Source organism: Dentiradicibacter hellwigii (genome assembly GCF_041770905.1).
GTDB classification, from domain to species: domain Bacteria; phylum Pseudomonadota; class Gammaproteobacteria; order Burkholderiales; family Rhodocyclaceae; genus Propionivibrio; species Propionivibrio hellwigii.
On record NZ_JBEUWX010000001.1, the window covers coordinates 386,920 to 409,092 of the forward strand.

Consider the following 22,173-nt stretch of genomic DNA (forward strand, 5'->3'; position numbering starts at 1 on the left):
TGGCCATGTTTGAAATCATCGACAAAGAAGAAAGCGCGAGCGATACGGAAACCATTATCAAGGTTGTCGGTGTCGGTGGGGCAGGCGGCAACGCCGTCGATCATATGATCCGCGAAGGCGTCATGGGGGTCGATTTCGTCGCTGCCAACACGGATGCGCAGGCGCTCAAGCGCTCTGTCGCGCATCGCAAAATTCGTCTCGGCAAATCCGGCCTGGGAGCAGGCGCCAAACCGGAAGTCGGCCGTAATGCGGCGCTGGAGGAACGCGAGCAGATTGCCGAGACGCTGCGAGGCGCCAATATGGTTTTCATTACCGCTGGCATGGGCGGCGGCACCGGCACGGGCGCCGCGCCGATCATCGCCGAGGTCGCGCGTGAAATGGGGATTCTGACGGTCGCCGTCGTGACCAAGCCGTTTGCCTTTGAAGGCAAGCGCGCCAAAGTGGCTGAGGCCGGTCTGGTCGAGTTGCAGAAAAACGTTGATTCGCTGATCGTGATCCTCAACGACAAGTTGATGGATGTGCTCGGTGATGATGTTTCGATGGAAGATGCGTTCAAGGCTGCCGACAACGTACTGCGCAATGCGGTGGGCGGTATCGCGGAGATCATCAATTATCCTGGCCTCGTCAATGTCGACTTTGAAGACGTGCGCACAGTCATGAGCGAGATGGGAATGGCGATGATGGGGTCGGCCAGTGCCGCCGGTGTCGATCGCGCCCGCATTGCCGCCGAACAGGCCGTTGCTTCGCCGTTGCTCGAAGGCGTTAATCTTTCGGGCGCCAAGGGCGTGCTGGTCAATATTACGGCGACCCGCGGCCTGAAGATGAAGGAAGTCAACGAAGTAATGAGCACGGTGCGTGAATTTGCCGCCGAAGACGCGCATATTATTTTCGGCGCGGTTTACGACGAATCGATGGCCGATGAAATTCGCGTTACCGTTGTGGCGACAGGCCTGGGGCAAGCGCAAGCGCGCCGTCAGGGATTTACCGTCATCGATACGCCGATGGCGCAGGCAACCGGAACGAATGATGCCTATGCCATGCATGCCGACGCGATTGACTACGCTGCGCTCGATGGCATTCCCGCCGTGTTCCGCAACAATATGCGCAGTGGTCGCAGTAGTGCAACGACCGTCGAGGCGATGGTCAATAATGGTATGGATCGCTACGATATTCCGGCCTTTCTGCGCAAACAGGCCGACTGACCGGAGCGTTGGGCAGACGATGCAGTTCATGAGCGGTGCCGGGGTTGGGGTTGTTTAGGGTTGAGGCCAGCGTGCGCTCACCCGGCTCCGGTGATCCGCCTATGTTCTGGATGCATAGCATTTTTTCTCCTTCAGGGAGGCATCGGCGGGCGTGTTAGAATCGCGCCCGTTCCTCCCTTTTTCTTTTTTCCAACGTTTTCGTTTTTGCGCACATGCTCAGGCAACGCACCCTCAAGTCACTGGTCAGCGCCTCCGGCGTCGGCCTGCATTCGGGCGTCAAGGTCAATATGACGCTGCGTCCGGCTGCTCCGGATACGGGCATCATTTTTCGTCGCATCGATCTCGATCCGGTCGTCGACCTGCCGGCGCGCGCCGAGCTGGTGCACGACACGCGCCTGTGTTCATGCGTTGAGATAGGCAGCGCCAAAGTCGGGACGGTGGAGCACCTGATGTCAGCGCTGGCGGGGCTGGGGATCGATAACGTCTTTGTCGATCTCGATGCAGCGGAAATCCCGATTTTTGATGGTTCAGCTTCGCCTTTCGTTTTCCTGGTCCAGTCGGTAGGGATCGAGGAGCAGCCTGCCGCCAAGAAATTTATTCGTGTGCGGCAACCCGTCGCGGTACGCGAGGCTGATCAGTCCGGCGAGAAATGGGCGCGTTTCGAACCTTACGACGGCTTCCGGCTGGATTTTTCCATCGCGTTCAACCATCCCGCTATCGACCGGACCGGGCAGTCGGTGCACTTTGATTTTGCAGAGCAGTCCTATGTCCGCGAAATTGCACGCGCCCGCACTTTTGGCTTTACCCAGGAAGTCGAATGGATGCGTGAAAACGGGCTGGCGCTTGGCGGCGGTCTCGATAATGCCGTAGTGCTTGATGAATATCGAGTGCTCAATGGCGACGGCCTGCGTTATGCCGATGAATTCGTCAGGCACAAGACGCTTGACGCCATTGGTGATCTGTATCTGCTGGGACACCCCTTGCTTGCCGCCTTTACCGCGCACAAATCAGGGCATGCACTGAATAATAGGTTGGCGCGCGAACTGTTGGCGCATCCGGAAGCCTGGGAGTTAGTTTCTTTCGCCGATCAGGCCAACGTGCCGCCCACCCTGCTGCGCTGGCTTGCGCCGCCCGTAGCGACGATTTAAGCGGCGGTTGCAATGTGGCTTTTGCGGCTGTTGGCGATTCTGACCCTGATTGGTGTTGCCGGCGGTGTCGGTGCGTATTTTTTGAGCGGGGACCGTAAATATCTGCGTTTTGCCTTTCAACTTGCGCGTTACGCAGTCGGCATCGCTTTGGCTATTTTCGGTCTGCTGATTCTCGAACGCTTCGCCGTGATTGCGCTGTAGCCCCATTTAATGCTTCAGTATGCAGCGCGCCAGCAAGTGGGATAGCGAATGCTGTAACGCGCTGTTTTCTGGCAGGCGCTCGCGCAATTGCGCCAAGACTCCATAGGTATTGGCACTCAGCGGTTTTGGCCGTGGGGGCGGCCGCTCAGATGAGGTTTTAGGAACTTGTACTTTGATCCGAACCTCGTTACACTCAAACCCTCTTTGGCAGAACCCCTCGGCGAGCCTAGGCGCAATCTGCCGCAGCTTGGCCGCAATCGTTCCGCTGTGGGCATGGATGACGACGATTTTGTCCGATGCCGCGTTTTTATAATTGGCCAGCATGCTGGCCTGCTGTAGGTAGGTTGGCGCGATTTCCTGATAGGCGTGCCTGAGCCGAATGAGCAGATGCGCATGCGCCATGAGTCTGCCGGCACCGTCTGCTGCTTCGAGGTAATGTTTCAGGGAATCGGTAGTGTCGGGCATTGTTTGAAAGGTATGAATTGGGCGTCGCCAAATTTGAGGAAAATACAGCGTGCATATTATTCTTGTCCCTGACCGACTGGCAACTGCCAGGACGCTGACCCTGACGCCACAAAAAGTTTTTTTTGTAGCCGTTTTATTGATTTTTCTGATCTGCTCGGTTGCTGCTCTGCTTGCTTGGGCGGGCGAGCGTTTTAATCTTTTATCGTTTGTCGGCGGCGAGGGCGAATCCGCGCAGCAAAGGCATGATTTCAAGGCCGAGGAATATCTGCGCGACAATATCAAGACGATGGCCGCCAAAATGGGCGAGATGCAGGCGGAGCTTGTGCGGCTGGATCTTCTCGGTGAGCGTATTTCTAAACAGACAGGCATTCCGCTGCCAAAAAATGAGACGCTGACCAAGCCGTCGCAAAGCGCGCCCAAACCGGAAAAAAAAACGGATGATGGGACAGGCGGACCGCTGGTCGGTGTACATCGGCAGCCAACGCTCACCGGATTGCAGATTGAACTGGATCGCTTGGCGACGGCGCTCGCGGAGCGTCTCGAAAGCCTGACGGCGCTGGAGTCGCAGCTCATGGAGCGGCGGGTTAAAACAACGCTGTTGCCGACGTTGCAACCCATCAGTAACGCGCGTATCGGTTCGCCTTTCGGTCTGCGTACCGATCCTATTCTCGGTGTCAGTGCCATGCACGAAGGCATGGATTTTTCTGCACCATCAGGGACACGCGTCGTCGCGGCGGCAGGCGGCGTGGTGACGATGGCCGAGCGTCATTCGGCTTACGGTAATCTGGTTGAGATCGATCATGGTAATGACTTTTCTTCGCGCTATGCGCATTTGTCGCAAATCGACGTGGTAGTCGGCCAGATTGTCAAGCGTGGGCAGGCGATTGCCCTGAGCGGTAATACCGGGCGCTCGACCGGGCCGCATTTGCATTTTGAAGTGCGCTATCGCGGCGTTGCCCAGGATCCGGCGCGCTTTTTGAAAATGGGCGGAGATACGCAACTGGCGCAGCATCTGGATAAGCTGGATCTACTTAAACCGAATGCGGAAGCAGATGAAAAACGCTTGGGCAAGTCTGCCAGGGGCAAAAAGAAAACAAACGGGGTCAAGCCTTCCGCACGGACAGAGAACGACGGCGAAACGCGTATTCATCAACGCTTCGAAAATAAGTCGTAACCTTGCCGCAGTCAGCCTGCATACCGATGTTTGCATAAGGTTCCAGGTATGGCTGCGTTGCACGGCATGCTAGAATCGCAATTTTCCGTCTACCAAAAAAACTCCGATGATTTCCGGCATACTCAAAAAGATTTTCGGCAGCCGTAATGACCGGCTGATCCGGCAATACATGGCGGTCGTTCGCCAGATCAATGCACTGGAAGCTGGTCTTGCCGCGCTTTCCGATGAAGCATTGCGTGCGAAGACGGATGAGTTCAAGAACCGGCTTGCCAACGGCGAAACGCTTGATGCCCTGTTGCCGGAGGCGTTTGCCGTCGTCCGCGAGGCCGGGAAGCGCGCGCTGGGCATGCGTCACTTCGATGTGCAGCTGATCGGCGGCATGGTGCTTCACCATGGAAAAATTGCCGAAATGCGTACTGGCGAAGGCAAAACGCTGGTATCCACGCTGCCGGCCTATCTCAATGCGTTGACCGGGCAAGGCGTGCATATCGTTACCGTCAATGACTATCTGGCGCAACGCGACGCCGAGTGGATGGGTGAGCTGCACCGTTTCCTGGGGCTGACCGTAGGTGTCAATCTGTCGCAGATGTCGCATGCCGACAAGCAAGCAGCGTTCGCCTGTGACATTACCTACGGCACCAATAACGAATTCGGCTTTGATTATTTGCGCGACAACATGGTTTATAGCGCCGACGAGCGTGTGCAGCGCAAACTTGCCTACGCTATTGTCGACGAGGTCGACTCGATCCTGATCGACGAAGCGCGTACGCCGCTGATCATTTCCGGACAAGCCGAGGATCACACCGATCTCTATGTACGCATGAATCAGGTTGCGCCTTTGCTCATTCGTGCGCAGGAAGAGGAAGGCCCCGGCGACTACTGGGTTGACGAAAAGGCGCATCAGATTTTGATCAGCGAAGCCGGCTATGAACACGCCGAGCAAATACTGACGGAAGCAGGGCTGCTGACGCAGGGCAGCAGTCTTTACGATGCCGGCAATATCCTGTTGATGCACCATTTATATGCGGCGCTGCGTGCCCATAATCTCTTTTTGCGCGATCAGCACTATGTTGTTCAGAATGGCGAGGTCGTCATCGTCGATGAATTCACGGGACGCCTGATGGCCGGCCGCCGCTGGTCGGAAGGGTTGCACCAGGCTGTCGAGGCCAAGGAAGGCGTGGCGATTCAGAATGAAAACCAGACGCTGGCCTCGATCACCTTCCAGAACTATTTCCGCATGTACAGCAAGCTTGCCGGCATGACCGGTACGGCCGATACGGAAGCCTATGAGTTCCAGCAAATCTATGGCCTGGAAACCGTCGTTATCCCAACCAACCTGCCGATGGTCCGCGAGGATCGCAACGACCAGATCTATCGTACGGCGGAAGAAAAACACGCCGCGATTATTGCCGACATCCGCGACTGTCAGCAACGTGGTCAGCCGGTGCTGGTAGGGACGACATCCATCGAAAATTCAGAAGTCCTGTCGCAACTGCTTGACAAGGAAAAACTGTCGCATCAGGTGCTCAATGCCAAGCAGCATGCGCACGAAGCCGAAATCGTCGCTCAGGCGGGCAGTCCCGGCATGATTACCATCGCTACCAATATGGCCGGACGGGGAACGGATATCGTGCTGGGCGGTAATCCCAGCAAACGGATCGCCACCGTCAATGCTGACGAATCGCTCGACGAAGCAGGCAAAAAAGCGCGCATTGATGAAATTCGCGCCGATTGGCAAAAACTCCATGAACAGGTGGTTGCCGCCGGCGGTTTGCATATCATCGGTTCAGAGCGGCACGAATCGCGCCGTATCGACAACCAGCTGCGTGGTCGTTCTGGACGTCAGGGCGACCCCGGTTCTTCGCGCTTTTATCTCTCCCTTGAAGATCCGCTGCTACGCATTTTTGCTGGCGACCGGCTGAAAGCGATCATGGAACGCCTGAAAATGCCGGAGGGCGAGCCGATTGAGCACCCGATGGTCTCCCGTTCGCTTGAGTCTGCACAGCGCAAAGTCGAAGGGCGAAACTTCGATATCCGTAAGCAACTCCTGGAATATGATGATGTCGCCAACGACCAGCGCAAGGTCATTTATGCACAGCGCAATGAATTGCTCGAAAGCGAGGATATTTCCGAGACGGTGACATCCATGCGTCACGGTGTTTTGCAGGATACTTTCCATCGCTATGTGCCGGTCGACAGTGTCGAAGAGCAGTGGGAACTGCCCGAGTTGGAAAAAGAGCTCGAATCGGCGTTGCAATTGCGTGCGCCGATCAACGAATGGTTCAAGAACGAACCGACGTTATCCAGCGATACGATGCTCGAACGCATCATCGAGCAGGCCGATACGGAATACCAGGCCAAGGTAGCGCTTGCTGGCGCCGAGTATTTTCACCCATTCGAACGCAGTGTCATGCTTCAGATTCTTGACACACAGTGGCGTGAACATCTGGCGGCGCTTGACCATTTGCGTCAGGGGATTCATTTGCGCGGCTATGCGCAGAAAAATCCTAAGCAGGAATACAAGCGCGAAGCCTTTGAACTGTTTGAGCGCTTGCTGGATGCCGTTCGCTTTGAAGTGACGCGAATTCTGATGACGGTGCAGGTGCGTGCCGAAAATGCTGAGGAGGCCGCACCGGCACCGGCCGAAGTGCACAACGTTCAGTACCATCATGCTGATTACGATGAAGCGCTTGGTGTTGCTGCGACGGCTGCTGAGGAAACACCGTTGCCGACGCAGCAAACCGCAGCGAAGGTCGGTCGGAATGACCCGTGTCCGTGCGGCTCCGGTAAAAAATACAAGCAGTGCCACGGTAAGTTGAACTGACGGCCAGAACGCGCATAGAAGGCGATGCGGGCAGCGTTTCTGTCTTTGGATCGTCTTTTGTCCTTTCATAAGAGCGCTCCCTTGGGCGCTCTGTCTTCTTTAGTATTTCGCTTGTCTCCCAGTTTTTTGTCCGCAGTTTTTTCTACAGGATGACCGCTATGACCGTTAACTACACTACCCCCGCAGCCAAACAACTTCACTCTGTTGCAGGCGTTCGCCTGGGGACGGCAGAGGCCGGCATCCGTAAAGCCAATCGCCAGGATTTGACCCTGATTACACTGGATACCGGTTGCAGGGTCAGTGGTGTGTTCACGCAGAACCGCTTCTGCGCCGCACCGGTGCATCTGTGTCGCCGGCATTTGTCCGGCAGTGGGGAAATTCGCGCGCTGGTCATCAATACCGGCATTGCCAATGCAGGCACGGGCGAGCAGGGAATGCAGGCAGCAAGGGCAACGTGTGAAGCGGTCGCGCGTTTGCTGAGCGTTGATGCTTCTCAGGTTTTGCCGTTTTCGACGGGCGTGATTCTTGAACCCTTGCCTGTAGAACGGCTGATCGCCGGCCTGCCGCGCTGTCAGGCCGACCTGGCGGATAATCACTGGTTTGAAGCGGCTCATGCGATCATGACGACCGATACCGTCGCTAAGGCTGCCTCACGGCAGGTGATGATTAACGACAAGACGGTCACGGTGACGGGCATGAGCAAAGGCGCCGGCATGATCCGGCCCAATATGGCGACGATGCTCGGTTTCGTCGCCACTGACGCCGGCATTGCGCAGCCGCTGCTGAAGGCGTTGGTCAAAGAGGCGGCCGACGAGTCCTTCAACTGCATCACCATCGACGGCGACACCTCAACCAACGACTCGTTCATCCTCATTGCCAGCGGCCGGTCGGGCGTCGATTTTACGGCAGCGGATGCCGCCGGCTATGCGGAACTGCGTGCCGCGGTCATCGGCGTTGCCCGTGAATTGGCGCAGGCTATCGTTCGTGATGGTGAGGGCGCGACCAAATTCATTACCGTTGCCGTCGAAAATGGCCGCGACCACGAGGAGTGCAAAACGGTTGGCTACGCCGTGGCCCATTCGCCGCTGGTCAAAACGGCGTTTTTTGCTTCCGACCCGAATCTTGGCCGTATTCTTGCCGCAATTGGCTATGCTCGAATCGACAACCTTGACGTCGATAAAGTACGTGTCTGGCTCGCCAATGCGGGCGAAGAAACGCTGGTTGCTGAAAAAGGCGGTCGCGCCGCATCCTACCGCGAAGAAGACGGCGCCCGCATCATGCAATCGGCGGAAATTACCGTGCGTATCGATCTCGGTCGTGGTCAGGCGCGCGGCGTAGTCTATACCAGTGATCTTTCATACGAATACGTCAAGATCAACGCCGACTATCGGAGCTGACCGAAAATCACTGTTCAGAAATTTCGATAAATTTCGCAAAGCGGCCTGCATGGATTTTCTATTTTAAAGCATACCCGAACATTGCTTGAGCCTTTATTCAAGGCCATGTGCGCTATCTCTTTCCAGACAGTAATTTTTCTAATACCTGTGTCGCGGTGGGAAGCGATGCTTAAACGTAAATCTCGGCGACGGCTGTTTAATGGTTGGGGAATTAAAGAAGACATCGTAGGACGATGAACGGTGTTTGTTTCATCGCTGCGGGTTGCTTTTGTTAGTTATTGTGGTCGCTGTTACGGAAGATACTGCGCAAGGCTGCGCCTATGGGAACTATGCGGCCGATGAGTCTTCCTGCGGAGCTTGCAAATCTTTGGGTAGGACGAAGGTGATGCCTTCTTCCGCCCCGTCGATCTGGCTGACCGGGGCGGCGTTGTCATGCGTGAGCGCGTCGACGACCTCTTTGACCAAAACCTCCGGCGCCGAGGCCCCGGCAGTGACGCCGATGTTTGCCGCGCCCTCGAGCCAGGCCGGGTTGATCTGGCTGGCATCATCGATCAGATGAGCGCGTGCGCCCCGCGTTTCGGCGACTTCGCGCAGACGGTTTGAGTTCGAGCTGTTTTTCGATCCGACGACAAGCACGATGTCGCTGGCGCCGGCCAGCGTCTTGACGGCATCTTGCCGGTTTTGCGTTGCGTAGCAGATGTCATCTTTCCGGGGGCCGGTAATGTTGGGGAAGCGTTGTTTTAGCGCCGCGATGACCTGTGCGGCATCGTCGACCGAGAGAGTCGTTTGGGTCACATACGCCAGCCTGTCCGGAGCGCGAATGCGCAGCGAAGCAACGTCGGCTGCGGTTTCGACGAGATAGATGCCTTGCGGGCTTTGCCCCATCGTGCCTTCGACTTCCGGGTGGCCTTTATGGCCGATCATGACGATCTCGCGCCCTTCTTTGCGCATGCGGGTCACCTCAGCGTGTACCTTGGTGACAAGCGGGCAGGTGGCGTCAAAGACGCGGAGGTTACGCCGCCGGGCCTCTTCGCGCACGGCCAGAGAGACGCCGTGGGCGCTGAAAATGACGGTTTCTCCCGGCGGGACTTCACTCAGTTCCTCGACAAAAATGGCCCCCTTGGCGCGCAGGCCGTCGCAGACAAAGCGGTTATGCACGACTTCGTGTCGGACGTAGATCGGCGCGCCGAATTTTTCCAAGGCACGTTCGACGATGGCGATCGCCCGTTCGACGCCGGCGCAAAAGCCGCGCGGGTTGGCGAGGATAATCCGCATGTGCGGGAGCGTGTCAGAAATCGGTATCGGATTCGACACGGCGATCGTTTTCCGGTTTTTCAAACAGCTGGTCCCAGATGAGCAGCGCAGCGCCCAGTGTAATCGCCGAATCGGCGAGGTTGAAAGCGGGCCAGTAATAGCCGGCGGCATGCCACTGAATGAAATCGACAACGGCGCCAACGCGGACGCGGTCGATGACATTGCCCAGCGCCCCGCCCAATACAAGCGTAAGCGCCAGAGACAGGCGGCATTCGCCGGCGTGCCGGCGCAGCAGAACGATGATCCAGGCGGATACCGCCAATGAAAGAGAAGTGAAGAACCAGCGCTGCCAGCCGCCCGCACTGGAAAGAAAGCTGAATGCTGCCCCCGGGTTGAATGTCAGCACCCAGTTCCAGAACGGCGCGAAATAGCGCGTCTCACCGATGCGCAGTGCGTCGAGCGCCACCCATTTGCTGGCCTGGTCGAGCAGAATAATCAGCCCGGCCAGGCCAAGCCAGGCCGACCAGCCGTAGCCGGTATTCCGGCGCCGCGCCACAGGCGCAGGTTGCTTATGCGCAGGCACGGGGCTCGCCGTCGCCATATAGATTGCTGACGCAGCGTCCGCAGATTTCCGGATGCGCCGGGTCGGCGCCGACATCCTCGCGTACATGCCAGCAGCGCTCGCATTTCGCATAGGCAAGCGGCGCGCAGACGATCCTGTCTTCGGCGCTGCGTACCAGCGTCGTCTTCGAGCAGATGAAAACAAAGCGCAGGTCATCGCCCATCGAAGCCAGAAGATCGTATTTTTCGCCATCGGCGTACAGCGTGACTTCAGCTTGTAGCGACGATCCGATCTTGCCGGCGATGCGCAGGTCTTCAAGCGCTTTGGTCACCTCGGCGCGGTAGGCGCGGAGCTTGCCCCATTTGTCGAGCAGGACGGTTTCGTCCGCGATCTCCGGCAACGCTTGCCAGGTGTGCAGCATGACCGAATCCTCGGCATTGCCGCTCACGATCCGCCAGACTTCTTCGGCGGTGAAGGAGAGGATCGGCGCCATCAGCTTGACGAAGCTGCGCGTGATGTGCCACAGCGCGCTTTGCGCCGAACGGCGCGCCCTGGAGTCTGCGGCGGCGGTGTACAGGCGATCCTTGAGGATATCAAGGTAAAAACCGCCCAGGTCTTCCGAACAGAAAGTTTGCAGCGCCTGGACAACGCGGTGGAATTCATACTTGCCGTAGTCCTCCGCGCATTGCGCTTGCAGACGGCGCGTCATGACCAGCGCATAGCGGTCGATTTCCAGCCACTCGCCGGGCGGCAGCATGTGTCGGTCGGCGTCGAAGTCGGCCGTGTTGGCCAGCAGAAAACGCAGCGTGTTGCGGATGCGGCGATAGGCTTCGACGACGCGCTTGAGAATTTCATCGGAAATCGACAGTTCGCCCGAATAATCGGTGGCGGCGGTCCATAGCCGCAGGATTTCGGCGCCCAGGGTATCGGAAACCTTTTGCGGCGCGATGACGTTGCCCATGGATTTGGACATTTTGCGCCCCTTGCCGTCGACGACGAAACCGTGCGTCAGCAGCGACTGGTAGGGCGCGCGCCCATCAATGGCGCAGCCGGTCAGTAGCGAACTCTGGAACCAGCCGCGATGCTGGTCGGAACCTTCGAGGTACATGTCGGCCGGATATTTGCAGTCGCTCTCGTGTGAGCCGCGCATGACGGACAGGTGCGTTGTGCCCGAGTCGAACCAGACATCGAGCGTATCTTTCATCTTGCGGTACTGATCGGCTTCGTCGCCGAGCAGTTCTCTGGCATCAAGCGAAAACCAGGCTTCGATGCCCGATTGTTCGACGCGTTGAGCGACCTGTTCGATCAGCTCCGGTGTGCGCGGGTGCAATGCGCCGGTTTCCTTGTGCAGGAAGAAGGGAATCGGCACGCCCCAGTTACGCTGGCGCGAGACGCACCAGTCCGGGCGGGTCTGGATCATGGCTTCCAGACGGGCGCGCCCCCAGGCGGGAAAAAACTGCGTTGCATCGACGGCGCGCTCGGCAATCGTGCGCAGCGAAGGTTCGCCTGCGTGTGCGCAATGTTCCATGCCGATAAACCATTGCGTTGTGGCGCGGAAGATGATCGGCGTTTTGTGCCGCCAGCAATGCGGGTAGCTGTGCTGGATTTTTTCGCTGTGCAGCAGGCGGCCACGTGCCTGGAGTTCTTGCAGGACGAGCGGGTTGGCTTCCCAGACGGTTTTGCCAACCAGTGGTGCGACCGAAAGCGGGAGCGTGTTGGGCAGAAAGCAGCCGTCGTCGCCGACCGGATTGTCTACAGGCAAGCCGTAAACCTTGCCGATCAGATAGTCGTCGGCACCATGCGCCGGTGCGGTATGAACAAAGCCAGTACCCGCATCGTTCGTCACATGTGTGCCGCAGATGATGGGTACGTGACGCGCGTAGAACGGGTGCTGGAAGCGGATGCCCTCCAGCGCCTTGCCGGAGGCCGAGGCGAGCGTTTTACCAGTCAGGGCATAGCGTTGCAGGCAGCCTTCGGCCAGTTCGCGGACGAGGATCAGAGCGCCTTTCGGCGTTTCGATAAGGTCGTAAACGAAATCTGGATGGGCGCTGATGGCCACGTTGGCGGGCAGCGTCCAGGGCGTTGTCGTCCAGATGACGGCGAAAGTCGATGTGGGCAGCGTGTCGAGGCCAAACGCGGTGGCCAGCTTGCCGGCATCGTCTGCGGCAACCTCAAAGGCGACATCGATGGCGTCCGATGTTTTATCTTCGTAATCGACCTCGGCCTCGGCCAGCGCCGAGGCGCAATCCAGACACCAGTTGACCGGCTTTAGTCCTTGATAGAGATAGCCTTTTTCCAGGATTTTGCCGAGCGCGCGGATTTCGTCCGCTTCGGTTTTGTAGGCCAGCGTCAGGTAAGGGTTGTCCCAATCGCCCAATACGCCCAGGCGGATGAAGTCCTGCTTCTGACGCGCCACCTGTTCGTTGGCGAAGGCGCGGCACAGCGCGCGCACTTTGTCGGCGGGAATGTGTTTGCCGTGCAGTTTTTCGATCTGGTGCTCGATCGGCAGGCCGTGGCAATCCCAGCCGGGGATGTAAGGGGCATCGAATCCGGCCAGTGTTTTCGAGCGAATGATGATGTCCTTGAGAATCTTGTTGACGGCGTGACCGATATGGATGTCGCCGTTGGCATAGGGCGGGCCGTCGTGGAGTACGAAACGCGGGCGGCCTTTCGCCTGTTGGCGGATCTTCTGGTAAAGCTGTTTCTCCTGCCATTCCTTAACCCATTGCGGCTCGCGTTTGGCGAGGTCGCCGCGCATCGGGAAGGTTGTATCGGTCAGGTTCAGGGTGTGCTTGTAATCGGACATGGTGATCACTCAGTGCGAAAAATAGTGTTTTGCAGAAACGATATCCTGGGCAATCTGCTGCCGAAGCGCATCAAGGCTGGCAAATACCTGCTCATCGCGCAGCTTATGCAGAAAGCGGACGCAAATGTGGGCGCCGTAGAGGTCGCCAGAAAAATCGAATAGATGGACTTCCAGTGTCGGCGGCATTTTGCCGCCAAGGCTTGGGCGCAGGCCAAGGTTGGCGACGCCCGTACGGCGGCCTGCCGGTAGACCGTCCACTTCGACGGCGAAAACGCCGCTCAGTGGCGGTTTGTGGTGCTTGACACGGATGTTGGCCGTCGGTACGCCCAGTCGCCGGCCCAATTGCCGCCCAGGCACGATGCGGCCGCTGATCGCATAGGGTTGGCCGAGAAGCTGGGCGGCAGCTTCCATATCACCGGCCTCCAGTGCCTGGCGTACCAGCGAACTGGAAACCCGTTCCCCGGCACAGGCCACGCCGGAAAGCGTTTCGACCGTGAAACCATGCTGTTGGCCCAGGCGCTGGAGTAGCGCGATGTCTCCGGTGCGTTGTGCGCCAAAGCGGAAATCGTCGCCAACGACGAGATGCGCGACACGTAGCCTATCGACCAGAATATCCTTGACGAAATTTTCAGCCGGACAAGCGGCCAGCGCGGCGCCGAAACGGCAGACATACGCGCGTTCGATGCCTTGGCCGGCGATGCGTTCCAGTTTTTCGCGCAGCGTGGATAAACGAGTCGGCGCGGTGTGCGGCGCAAGAAATTCACGCGGATGTGGCTCGAAGGTCAACACCGCCGGACTCAGCGAGCGGGTGTTTGCGGCGACTTTGATCCGGCCAAGCAGTGCCTGATGCCCCAGGTGGACGCCGTCGAAATTGCCGATACCCAGCGCCGTGGGCGCTGGAGATCGTCGAAAAAAGTCACGGGAGCCGCAAAAGCCACGGAAAACGAGCATGGCAGGTCGTAAAAATCAGGAAAGTCAGGAAGGCCCAGGAAGGCTAGAAAAATGGTGAATTGTAATGGATTTGCAGGCGTTCAGGCTGGCTTTTCCAGCCGTTTCTGGTACCAGTCGATGAACTTGTCTGGCGGCAATCCGGGCGCGAACAGAAAACCTTGCAGGTGGTCGCATCCCATCTCCGCGAGAATCTGCGCCGATTCGCGTGTTTCGACACCTTCGGCGATGACGCGCAGGCCCAGCCGGTGCGATAGGCCGATGATTGATGCCGTGATTTCACGGTCGCGCTGCGATGTGGCGATGTTGCGGACAAAACTCTTGTCGATTTTGACTTCATGCACTGGCAGATTTTTCAGGTTGGACATGCCCGAAAAACCCGTGCCGAAATCGTCGATCGACAGCTGCGTGCCAAGCTGACGGAACCGTTCCAGAACATCGGCGACATGCTCGGTGTATTGAACCATGCTGGTCTCGGTGATTTCTAGCAGCACCATCGACGGATCGATATGCCAGGTCGCCAGCGCCTGCCCGAACAGATCGGGCATTTCCAGGTCGAGCAGATCGTTGGCCGAGAGGTTGACCGACAGGCGCAGGGCGATGTGGTGCGCCGCCAGTTCTTTACAAATATGGCCAAGGCGCTGGAAAAGCCAGCGGTTGAAAAGCTGGCGCAGACCGAGTCGGACAATGGTGGCGAGCAGCTCAGGCGGAGAAACCCATTGGCCGCTTTCACGCTGCCAACGCAATAGGCATTCGGCGCCGATGCAGGCGCCGCCGACGGCTTCGACCTGTGGTTGCAGGTAAAGCTGAAGTCCGCTTTCCGACTGGAAGGCCTGACGGATTTCCTGGTCAAACGATTTCAGGCGATCATCCAGCTTTTCCATATCGGCATGGTAGAGCGCCTGGCCTTCTTCGTTGTTTCTGGCGTGTATCGAGGCGATCCGCGCCGATTGCACGAGGTACAGGGCATCCTTGCCGTCTTCGGGGTACATGGCGCCGCCGCAGGTCGCCGCTAGCCGCAAGGCTATGCTGTCGATGTTCAGCAGATAGGCGTCAAACATCCGATGCAGCTTGATCATGGCCATCGTCAGGGTAGCGCTGCTGCGCAGGTCGGGTAGAACCAGTAGCCATTCGCGCGGCGTGATGAGGTAGAGCAGATCCTGCGGGCGTTTGATGTCGCGCAGGCGGCCGGCGATTTCATGCTGAAATCGTTGCAGCGATTCCGGCTGAAGCCGGTAGAACGCCGTATCCGGCTCGAGGGCGAGCACGATGACGCCCAGCGAAGCCGTCGGTGACTGGCGCGCCAGCTCCGGGATGTCGAGCAGCGCCGTGGTCAGTTCGGCGGGAAGAAAGTATTCGGCGGAAGCGTCGGTTACGTTTGAGTACATCAGGAAAGGCGCCGGAAAGCGTTGGGAAGCGTCGGGAAAAGCTGCGTGAGGGCATCAGCTCAGGAAAAACTCCGTTGGATCGATGCCGTAGGCATTGAGCGGCAGGGCTTTGATGATACGGTACGGTTCGCCGGTCGGCGTCGACGGTTCATAGATCAAGTCGAGGTTGCGCGGGTGCCGTTCGACGGATTTGTCCGGCGCCAGCAGTATCAGCAGACGTGGCTTGAGGCGGCGCACCTGATTTTGCTGGATGACGATGGCGACTTCGCCCGAATTGAGTTCGACGAGTGAGCCGATCGGATACAGCCCGACGCATTGTACGAACTGATCGACGATGGCCGCACGAAATTGCGTGTCCCGCAGACGGGAAAGCGTTTCCAGCGCTTTCTGGCTCGATACGGCGGGACGAAAAACGCGGCGGCGCGTCATTGCGCAATATGTATCGATCAGCCCGGCCAGTTCCGCATCCATGCCGATGTTGTCGCCGCGCAGCCCTTTTGGATAACCGCTGCCGTCATAGCGCTCATGGTGTCCTTTGACGGTTTCAATGACTTCCGGAGGAAAATTTCCGCTGTCGCGCAACATTTCGACCGAATACCCGACGTGGGCGCGCAGCTGCTCGCTTTCCACCTCGCTCAACGGCGGCGTTTTGCCGAGGAGGTTGGGCGGGAGGCGGACCTTGCCGATGTCCTGCATCAGCCCGGCTTGGCCGAGCATCTCGATATTCCGCCGCCCCAAGCCGAGGAAGCGGCCGAACACCATTAGATGGACCGAGACGTCGACAGCATGGTCGTAAGAATACTGATCGGTGGTGCGCAGGCGGGTCAGCCAGAGCAGGGCATCCGGGTTGCGTTCGACGCTGGCCGCCATTTCCTCGATCAGGCCATGCACTTTATCGAGTTCGACGAATCCTGAAGCGTCGGTCGCCTGTTCGACAGCCACCAAGGTGCGGTGAGCGTCATCGACGATGGGCGCCGCATACACCATTTCTTCTTCCAGCGTGCTGCCCGGAGCCGGCGGCAGGCTGCGTCGCTGTATTGCAGCCTGTTCAGCATCCGCTGGTTTGTCAGGCCGGCGTTTACGCAGTTTGCGGATGAAGGCAAAGAAATTGCTCTGCTCCGGATCTGTACCGGCTGTCGTGTATGAAACCGTGCGCGTTGATGTACCGTCAGTTTTAAGACTTGCCGGCGTGCGCGGCCGTTCGGAGAAATGTTCGCCAATCGAGCGCCGTCGGTCGATAAAAACATGCTGACAGAGCTGGCGAAGCTGGGCGAGTTCTTTCTCGCTCTCGACCAGGAAGCCTTGCAGCAAAAACGGCGTGCCTAGCCACGGGCGATCCAGCGATGAGACGAACATGCCGATGCGTAAGTCATCGACGCCGATTTGTTCGTCGTTCTGACCGGCATCGTTCGCTATGTCTGTTCCTAGATTTTCAGTGTTCATAGCAATTTGTGCTTACGTTGACACGGAGATATTCAGCGTACTCGGTTTTCTTATTATTACTTATACCGCTATCGTTCTTGTTTGGCTATAGCTGCGGTGCAGGTTTGGGTAAAGGCGCCGGCGACAGGTCAGCTCCTGTAGTGGCAAGCCGGCCGGCCGAACGGATCAGTCGAGGGGATTTATGGAATAATGCGCACGTCAGTGCTGCCAAGAGAATGTGAAAAACAGGGGCAGGCCATAGATGGTCGGCTGAAGAAACCCGTACCAATATTTGGAATCTGGATAGGTCTGGATAGGGTCTGAATAGGGAATAGGCATATTTCAAAATTTCGGGAGGAATCGTGCAAGCGCCGTTATTGAATATGAGATCGGGAGAAGCCGTGCTGATTGCCGTCATCGCAGTTGCCGCGATGAGCGTGACCATGATCGGTTTTGGCTGGGTGCCGCATTTGTCCATTATTCTGGTGCTGTGTGCATTGCTGGCCTTGGGGCGGTGCAAGGGCTTGAGCTTCCGGCAGATGCAGCAAGGCATGGCCAGCGGCGTGATGTCCGGAATCGGCGCCATTTATCTGTTTTTTTTCATCGGTCTGCTGGTGTCGGCCTTGATGATGTCCGGCGCCATTCCTACGCTGATGTACTACGGGCTGGACGCCATCTCTCCCAGGTTCTTTTATGTCTCGGCATTTGCGCTGTCGTCGGTCGTGGGCGTGGCGATCGGTAGCAGCCTGACAACCTGCGCCACGGTGGGGGTGGCGTTCATCGGTATGGGCGCGGCATTTGACGCTGATCCGGCGATCGTTGCCGGGGCGGTGGTTTCCGGGGCGTTTTTCGGCGACAAGATGTCGCCGCTGTCGGATACCACGGCCATTGCCGCGTCGGTAGTGGGCATCGATCTGTTCGACCATATCCGCAACATGATGTATACCACCGTGCCGGCCTGGCTGATCACGGTATTGCTGTTGTGGCTTTTGCCCGGGCATATGAAGAGCGCTGAGCTGGCGGATATTGAAATGTTCAAAACCTGGCTGATGGCTAGCGGACTGGTACGAGGGGTTGCGCTGCTGCCTTTTGCCGTGCTGCTGGTTCTGGCGATGCGTAAAGTGGCGACCATTTACACGATCGTGATTACCATCACCGTGGCCTTGTTCATTACCTACCTGCACAGCAATCCCAGTATCGGGCAGCTGGGCGGCTGGTTTTTCAAGGGATACGCGCCCGCCGAGGGCGTCGATCTGGGGGACGTGAGCAAACTGGTGACGCGCGGCGGCATTGAAAGCATGTTTTTTACTCAGACGATTGTCATTCTGGCGCTGAGCCTGGGCGGGCTGTTGAGCGCGCTGGGCATCTTGCCCGCCTTGCTGGCAGGGGTGAGCCATATGCTGACGAATGCTGCACGCGCCACCTTTAGCGTCGCTGCGACGTCGCTGGGGGTGAACGTGCTGATTGGCGAGCAGTACCTGAGCCTGTTGCTGGCGGGGCAGACATTCCGCCCCGTCTATGAACGCCTTGGCCTGCACCCGCGCAACATTGCGCGAACCGTGGAAGATGCGGGCACCGTCATCAATCCGCTGGTGCCCTGGGGCGTCTGCGGCGTCTTTATCAGTGGTGTGTTGGGCGTGCCGGTGCTGCATTACCTGCCCTACGCATTTTTTTGTTACTTGTGTCTATTCCTGACGCTGATTTTCGGCCTGACGGGCAAAACCCTCAGTAAGGCCGATGCCGCCGCTGGCGGTGCGTAGCCGGAAGGGGCGGGGGCGCGCAAGCCCGCGTGGATTGGGCATCTCCGAGGGGGTGCCTGGAAACCCTTATAAATAGGGTATTTCAGAGGAGGTGCCCGGAAATGCCCTGTTTACGCGGGGTTCCGGGGAGGGTGCCCGGAGAAGCCCTGTTTACGCGGGGTTCCGAGGTGGTTAAAAAGGCCGCCGATGGCTTGCCCGCGCACGCTTAGCGGTCTTTGCCGAATTTGGCGACGAGCTGGCTGAGTTTTTCCGTCCGCCGCTGTGCTTCGGCTTCGGCCGCGCGCAGAGCCTTTTTGCGTTCAGCCGCTTTGCGCAGGCGTTCGCGCAAAATATCCGTGGCGTGCTGACGGTGTTCATCACTGATTTCGACGATTTGCTGGCCGTCAAGACCGAAACGGTGCGTCGCCTTTTCAAAGGTTCTGAGATAGCGCGTCGAGTGTGTATGCATGCCGAGCGCCAGACGCAGAAGCTTGCGCTCCATTTCCGGTCGCTGGGCGAGGATCTGCTTGTCGATACCGATGGCCAGCGGCGAGTAGTTGGCAAAAACCGGATAGCTGTCCTGAAGCTGCCTGAGTAGCTGGCGTGCCCGCTCGGCGGGGGAAGGCGAGGGCGCCGCGTCCTTGGGTGTGTCCATGCGTGAGATTCGGAATGAATTGGATGAGATGGGCGCCAGCTTATCATGTTCGTATTCCGAAATGATTTGTATCGGGCAGATTTTTCAGCAATGCCGGGGGTTGGCAATACACCGTTTGCTTCAGCCCGCTTCCGAGAGTAGCCGCTGAAAGACGGCGTAGCGGCGCGAATCGAGTTCGCCGCGTGTTAATGCGGCGCGGACGGCGCAATCCGGTTCGCGTGCGTGGCGGCAATCCCGAAAGCGGCATTGGCCGAGGAATGGGCGTAATTCGGGAAAAGCGCGCTCGATGGCTGCCGGCGCGAGATGATGCAGCCCAAAGGCTTGCAGGCCCGGCGAGTCGATCAATGCCGACTGCGCATCAAGCCGGTATAGCGTTGCATGGGTCGTCGTGTGCTTGCCGGTATCGAGGGCGGTCGAAATTTTGCGTGTGGCGGCCCGTACTCCCGGCAACAGGGCGTTGATCAGCGTCGATTTGCCCATGCCTGACTGGCCGACCAGCACACTGGTCTGCCCGGACAAAAAAGGCCGTAGCGCGCTGGCGTCGGTCCGTGCAGACAGCCTGAGCAGCGGGTAGCCGATGCGCGCGAAAGGTGTCAGCGTCGCTTCCGCCGCGGGCAAACGGTCCGTGAGATCGCATTTGTTGAGGACGATCAGTGCGCGCAGGTTCTGGCTTTCGGCGGCAACCAGGCAGCGCGTGACCAGTTCGTCAGAAAAAGAAGGTTCGGTGGCGACGACGATAATGATCTGGCTGACATTGGCGGCGATCAGCTTTTCCCGAAACGCATTGGAACGGTAGAGCAGTGAACGACGTGGCGCAATGGTCTCGATGACGCCCTGGTTGCTATCGCTGTATCGAATGCTCACCCGGTCGCCGCAGGCAAGTTCACTCTTTTTGCCGCGCGTAAAGCAGCTGAGGGTTTCCCCGCCATCGAGTTCTACGCGGTATTGCCGCCCGTGCGCGGCGACAACGGTGCCGGAGGCGTTCAAGATGCGGCGGATGAGGTCGGTGAAAGATGGGCGATGCGCAGCGCTGCCGGCGGGTGCGAATCGTAAAACAGCGAGTGCAGCGGGTCCGGCGTCAGTGTAGCGGCGTTGTCTTCATAAAGCTTGACCAGTGCTTTAACCAGCTCGTCGGCCGAAGACTGTCGGGCAGCGTAGCGGTCGGCTTCGAATTCGTGCCGGCGCGACAGACTGTTCAACAACGGTGTCAGCAGGAAAGTGAACACTGGGGTGATGAGGAAAAACAAAATCAGCGCCAGCGCCGTACTGTGCGCTTCGACGCCGAGACCGCGATAAAACCAGTCGGCGTCGATCAATTGCCCGAGCAGTGCGAGGAAGCCGAGCGACAGGCCGAACATCAGGACGATGCGCTGGATGACGTGGTGATGCTTGAAATGCCCCAGTTCATGCGCGAGCACGGCTTCGATTTCCTCGGCCTGCAGGCGGGTAAGCAGTGTATCGAAGAAAACGATGCGCTTGGTTTTGCCAAAGCCGGTGAAATAGGCATTGCCGTGGCTGGAACGTTTTGAGCCATCCATGACGAACAGGCCGGAAACGGCAAAGCCGCAGCGGGCCAGCAGGGCTTCGATACGCGCGCGTAGCGGCGCATCGTCGAGCGGCGAGAATTTGTTGAACAGCGGCGCAATCCAGGTGGGATAGATAAACAGGATGAGCAGGTTGAACGCGCACCAGAACAGCCAAACATAAAGCCACCACAGCGCACCCATGCGCGCCATCAGCCAAAGCACGGCGAGCAGTACGGGAGTGCCGATGACAAGGCCGAGTACGGTTTGCTTGGCGAGGTCAGCAAAAAACAGTTTCAGCGTCATGCGGTTGAAGCCAAAACGTTCTTCGACGACGAATTGCAGATAGAGCGATAACGGCAGGTCGACGAGTCCAGAAATTGCTGTCACGCTGAAAATCAAGGCGAGGCCGCCCGACAGGCCGTCACCAAGCCGCGCCGACCAAAATTCATACAAATATTGCAGACCGCCGCCCAAGGTCCAGGCGAGCAGCAGCGCGATTTCAATCGTCAGTGCAATAAAGCCGATGCGCGTGCGCGCCAGGCAGTAATCGGCGGCCTTCTGGTGTGCAGGCAGCGTGATGCGGTCGGCAAACTGGAGTGGAACATGGTCGCGGTGTTGCCGGACATGGCGGATTTGACGCCAGGCCAGCCAGACGCGCAGGCAAACCGTGAGGGTGAGGGCAATAATAAAGACCAGCGTAAAACTATTTGTCATCGGGCTATGAGAAAATAACGGACTCATTCAGAGTCTGAAATTATATGGCACAGAACACCAATCATCTCGTCTGGCTGGATATGGAAATGACCGGCCTGGATCCCGAACGCGAACGCATCATTGAATTGGCGATGATCGTGACGGATAGTGAACTGAATGTTCTCGCTGAATCGCCTTCCTGGGCGGTTCATCAATCCGAGGCGCTGCTGGATGCGATGGACGCCTGGAACAAAGGAACACACGGCCGCTCCGGCCTGATCGAGCGCGTGCGTGCATCGACGCTGGATGAGAGCGCTGCCGAGACGCTGGCGCTTGACTTCGTGCGTCAGTATGTACCCAAGGGTGCCAGCCCGCTGTGCGGTAATACCATCAGCCAGGATCGCCGTTTTATGGTGCGTTACATGCCGCGGCTGGAAAGCTGGTTCCACTACCGGAATCTCGATGTCAGTACGCTCAAGGAATTGTGCAAGCGCTGGAAACCCGAGGTGGCCAAGGGATTTGTCAAGCGTTCCGCGCATACGGCGCTGGCCGACATCCGCGAGTCGATCGAGGAACTGAGGTACTACCGGCAACACTTCATCGCCCGATAGCGGTTTCCTTTGCACAACACAATACGGCCTTGGCCTTACCTTACCGTACTGTTTGCGGCTTGCCGCCTTGTTTTTTGGCAAAGCCGAGCCGTTATATAAGGGATTCAGAACACCTCCCCGCAACCCCGCGTAAACAGGGCGTTTCAGAGGGGTATGCC

The 22,173-nt window shown here is 58.3% G+C and carries 18 protein-coding genes; 8 read left to right on the forward strand and 10 right to left on the reverse strand.

Going from position 1 to position 22,173, the window contains the following annotated elements:
• Positions 1–5: 5 nt before the first annotated feature.
• From ftsZ to ABCS64_RS01765, 3 genes are all read left to right on the forward strand, one after another.
• Positions 6–1,202 carry a cell division protein FtsZ gene (gene ftsZ, locus ABCS64_RS01755; RefSeq protein WP_418890298.1) on the forward strand — a complete coding sequence of 399 codons (1,197 nt, stop codon included), beginning with the start codon at positions 6–8 and terminating at the stop codon, positions 1,200–1,202.
• A gap of 212 nt (positions 1,203–1,414) precedes the next feature.
• On the forward strand, positions 1,415–2,350 hold the full coding sequence (gene lpxC / locus ABCS64_RS01760; RefSeq protein WP_418890220.1) for a UDP-3-O-acyl-N-acetylglucosamine deacetylase: 936 nt from the start codon (positions 1,415–1,417) through the stop codon (positions 2,348–2,350).
• Between the two features lie 12 nt (positions 2,351–2,362).
• Entirely contained in the window at positions 2,363–2,551 is a 189-nt protein-coding gene (locus tag ABCS64_RS01765) for a hypothetical protein (protein ID WP_418890221.1), read from the forward strand.
• Positions 2,552–2,557: 6 nt separating this feature from the next.
• Here ABCS64_RS01765 and ABCS64_RS01770 read toward each other — a convergent pair whose 3' ends face one another.
• A complete protein-coding gene (locus ABCS64_RS01770; RefSeq protein WP_418890222.1) occupies positions 2,558–3,016 on the reverse strand; it encodes a DciA family protein in 459 nt (152 codons plus the stop codon).
• A 49-nt stretch (positions 3,017–3,065) separates the two neighbouring features.
• On the opposite strand from ABCS64_RS01770, the gene ABCS64_RS01775 reads away from it, so the two are divergent.
• The 3 genes from ABCS64_RS01775 to argJ all read left to right on the forward strand — a co-directional run bounded on the left by ABCS64_RS01775 (position 3,066) and on the right by argJ (position 8,411).
• A complete protein-coding gene (locus ABCS64_RS01775; RefSeq protein WP_418890223.1) occupies positions 3,066–4,190 on the forward strand; it encodes a M23 family metallopeptidase in 1,125 nt (374 codons plus the stop codon).
• A 106-nt stretch (positions 4,191–4,296) separates the two neighbouring features.
• The gene (secA, locus tag ABCS64_RS01780; protein WP_418890224.1) at positions 4,297–7,014 is read left to right on the forward strand and encodes a preprotein translocase subunit SecA; all 2,718 of its coding nucleotides are present in this window, start codon (positions 4,297–4,299) and stop codon (positions 7,012–7,014) included.
• Positions 7,015–7,172: 158 nt separating this feature from the next.
• Positions 7,173–8,411, forward strand: coding sequence for a bifunctional glutamate N-acetyltransferase/amino-acid acetyltransferase ArgJ (argJ, locus tag ABCS64_RS01785; protein WP_418890225.1), 1,239 nt, complete (start codon positions 7,173–7,175; stop codon positions 8,409–8,411).
• Positions 8,412–8,738: 327 nt separating this feature from the next.
• On the opposite strand, the gene ispH is transcribed toward argJ, so the two are convergent.
• The 6 genes from ispH to ABCS64_RS01815 all read right to left on the reverse strand — a co-directional run bounded on the left by ispH (position 8,739) and on the right by ABCS64_RS01815 (position 16,812).
• Entirely contained in the window at positions 8,739–9,686 is a 948-nt protein-coding gene (gene ispH, locus ABCS64_RS01790) for a 4-hydroxy-3-methylbut-2-enyl diphosphate reductase (RefSeq protein ID WP_418890299.1), read from the reverse strand.
• A 13-nt stretch (positions 9,687–9,699) separates the two neighbouring features.
• The gene (gene lspA, locus ABCS64_RS01795) at positions 9,700–10,266 is read right to left on the reverse strand and encodes a signal peptidase II (RefSeq protein WP_418890226.1); all 567 of its coding nucleotides are present in this window, start codon (positions 10,264–10,266) and stop codon (positions 9,700–9,702) included.
• Complete coding sequence (gene ileS / locus ABCS64_RS01800; RefSeq protein ID WP_418890227.1) at positions 10,235–13,033, reverse strand: isoleucine--tRNA ligase; 2,799 nt, start codon at positions 13,031–13,033, stop codon at positions 10,235–10,237. The genes lspA and ileS overlap by 32 nt, the downstream gene beginning before the upstream one ends.
• A gap of 9 nt (positions 13,034–13,042) precedes the next feature.
• Entirely contained in the window at positions 13,043–13,984 is a 942-nt protein-coding gene (locus ABCS64_RS01805) for a bifunctional riboflavin kinase/FAD synthetase (protein WP_418890228.1), read from the reverse strand.
• 80 nt (positions 13,985–14,064) lie between these two features.
• Positions 14,065–15,369, reverse strand: coding sequence for an EAL domain-containing protein (locus tag ABCS64_RS01810; RefSeq protein ID WP_418890229.1), 1,305 nt, complete (start codon positions 15,367–15,369; stop codon positions 14,065–14,067).
• Positions 15,370–15,423: 54 nt separating this feature from the next.
• On the reverse strand, positions 15,424–16,812 hold the full coding sequence (locus ABCS64_RS01815; RefSeq protein ID WP_418890230.1) for a cyclic di-GMP phosphodiesterase: 1,389 nt from the start codon (positions 16,810–16,812) through the stop codon (positions 15,424–15,426).
• 362 nt (positions 16,813–17,174) lie between these two features.
• Between ABCS64_RS01815 and nhaC the strand changes: the two genes are divergently transcribed.
• Positions 17,175–18,551: a Na+/H+ antiporter NhaC gene (nhaC, locus tag ABCS64_RS01820; RefSeq protein WP_418890300.1), complete on the forward strand. Its 1,377-nt coding sequence runs from the start codon at positions 17,175–17,177 to the stop codon at positions 18,549–18,551.
• A 205-nt stretch (positions 18,552–18,756) separates the two neighbouring features.
• Here nhaC and ABCS64_RS01825 read toward each other — a convergent pair whose 3' ends face one another.
• From ABCS64_RS01825 to ABCS64_RS01835, 3 genes are all read right to left on the reverse strand, one after another.
• On the reverse strand, positions 18,757–19,185 hold the full coding sequence (locus ABCS64_RS01825; RefSeq protein ID WP_418890231.1) for a ProQ/FINO family protein: 429 nt from the start codon (positions 19,183–19,185) through the stop codon (positions 18,757–18,759).
• 120 nt (positions 19,186–19,305) lie between these two features.
• Positions 19,306–20,172, reverse strand: coding sequence for a ribosome small subunit-dependent GTPase A (gene rsgA / locus ABCS64_RS01830; protein ID WP_418890232.1), 867 nt, complete (start codon positions 20,170–20,172; stop codon positions 19,306–19,308).
• Entirely contained in the window at positions 20,169–21,425 is a 1,257-nt protein-coding gene (locus ABCS64_RS01835; RefSeq protein ID WP_418890233.1) for a M48 family metallopeptidase, read from the reverse strand. Before ABCS64_RS01835 ends, rsgA begins: the two co-directional genes overlap by 4 nt.
• 44 nt (positions 21,426–21,469) lie before the next feature.
• Here ABCS64_RS01835 and orn point away from each other — a divergent pair, with 44 nt between their 5' ends.
• Positions 21,470–22,015 carry an oligoribonuclease gene (gene orn, locus ABCS64_RS01840; RefSeq protein ID WP_418890234.1) on the forward strand — a complete coding sequence of 182 codons (546 nt, stop codon included), beginning with the start codon at positions 21,470–21,472 and terminating at the stop codon, positions 22,013–22,015.
• The last annotated feature ends 158 nt before the right edge of the window (positions 22,016–22,173 follow it).

Coding starts and splice junctions, on each gene's coding strand:
- ftsZ (WP_418890298.1), top strand. CDS start 6: ATGTTTGAAATCATCGACAAAGAAGAAAGCGCGAGCGATACGGAAACC.
- lpxC (WP_418890220.1), top strand. CDS start 1,415: ATGCTCAGGCAACGCACCCTCAAGTCACTGGTCAGCGCCTCCGGCGTC.
- ABCS64_RS01765 (WP_418890221.1), top strand. CDS start 2,363: ATGTGGCTTTTGCGGCTGTTGGCGATTCTGACCCTGATTGGTGTTGCC.
- ABCS64_RS01770 (WP_418890222.1), bottom strand. CDS start 3,016: ATGCCCGACACTACCGATTCCCTGAAACATTACCTCGAAGCAGCAGAC.
- secA (WP_418890224.1), top strand. CDS start 4,297: ATGATTTCCGGCATACTCAAAAAGATTTTCGGCAGCCGTAATGACCGG.
- argJ (WP_418890225.1), top strand. CDS start 7,173: ATGACCGTTAACTACACTACCCCCGCAGCCAAACAACTTCACTCTGTT.
- ispH (WP_418890299.1), bottom strand. CDS start 9,686: ATGCGGATTATCCTCGCCAACCCGCGCGGCTTTTGCGCCGGCGTCGAA.
- lspA (WP_418890226.1), bottom strand. CDS start 10,266: ATGGCGACGGCGAGCCCCGTGCCTGCGCATAAGCAACCTGCGCCTGTG.
- ileS (WP_418890227.1), bottom strand. CDS start 13,033: ATGTCCGATTACAAGCACACCCTGAACCTGACCGATACAACCTTCCCG.
- ABCS64_RS01805 (WP_418890228.1), bottom strand. CDS start 13,984: ATGCTCGTTTTCCGTGGCTTTTGCGGCTCCCGTGACTTTTTTCGACGA.
- ABCS64_RS01810 (WP_418890229.1), bottom strand. CDS start 15,369: ATGTACTCAAACGTAACCGACGCTTCCGCCGAATACTTTCTTCCCGCC.
- ABCS64_RS01815 (WP_418890230.1), bottom strand. CDS start 16,812: ATGAACACTGAAAATCTAGGAACAGACATAGCGAACGATGCCGGTCAG.
- nhaC (WP_418890300.1), top strand. CDS start 17,175: ATGAGATCGGGAGAAGCCGTGCTGATTGCCGTCATCGCAGTTGCCGCG.
- ABCS64_RS01825 (WP_418890231.1), bottom strand. CDS start 19,185: ATGGACACACCCAAGGACGCGGCGCCCTCGCCTTCCCCCGCCGAGCGG.
- ABCS64_RS01835 (WP_418890233.1), bottom strand. CDS start 21,425: ATGACAAATAGTTTTACGCTGGTCTTTATTATTGCCCTCACCCTCACG.
- orn (WP_418890234.1), top strand. CDS start 21,470: ATGGCACAGAACACCAATCATCTCGTCTGGCTGGATATGGAAATGACC.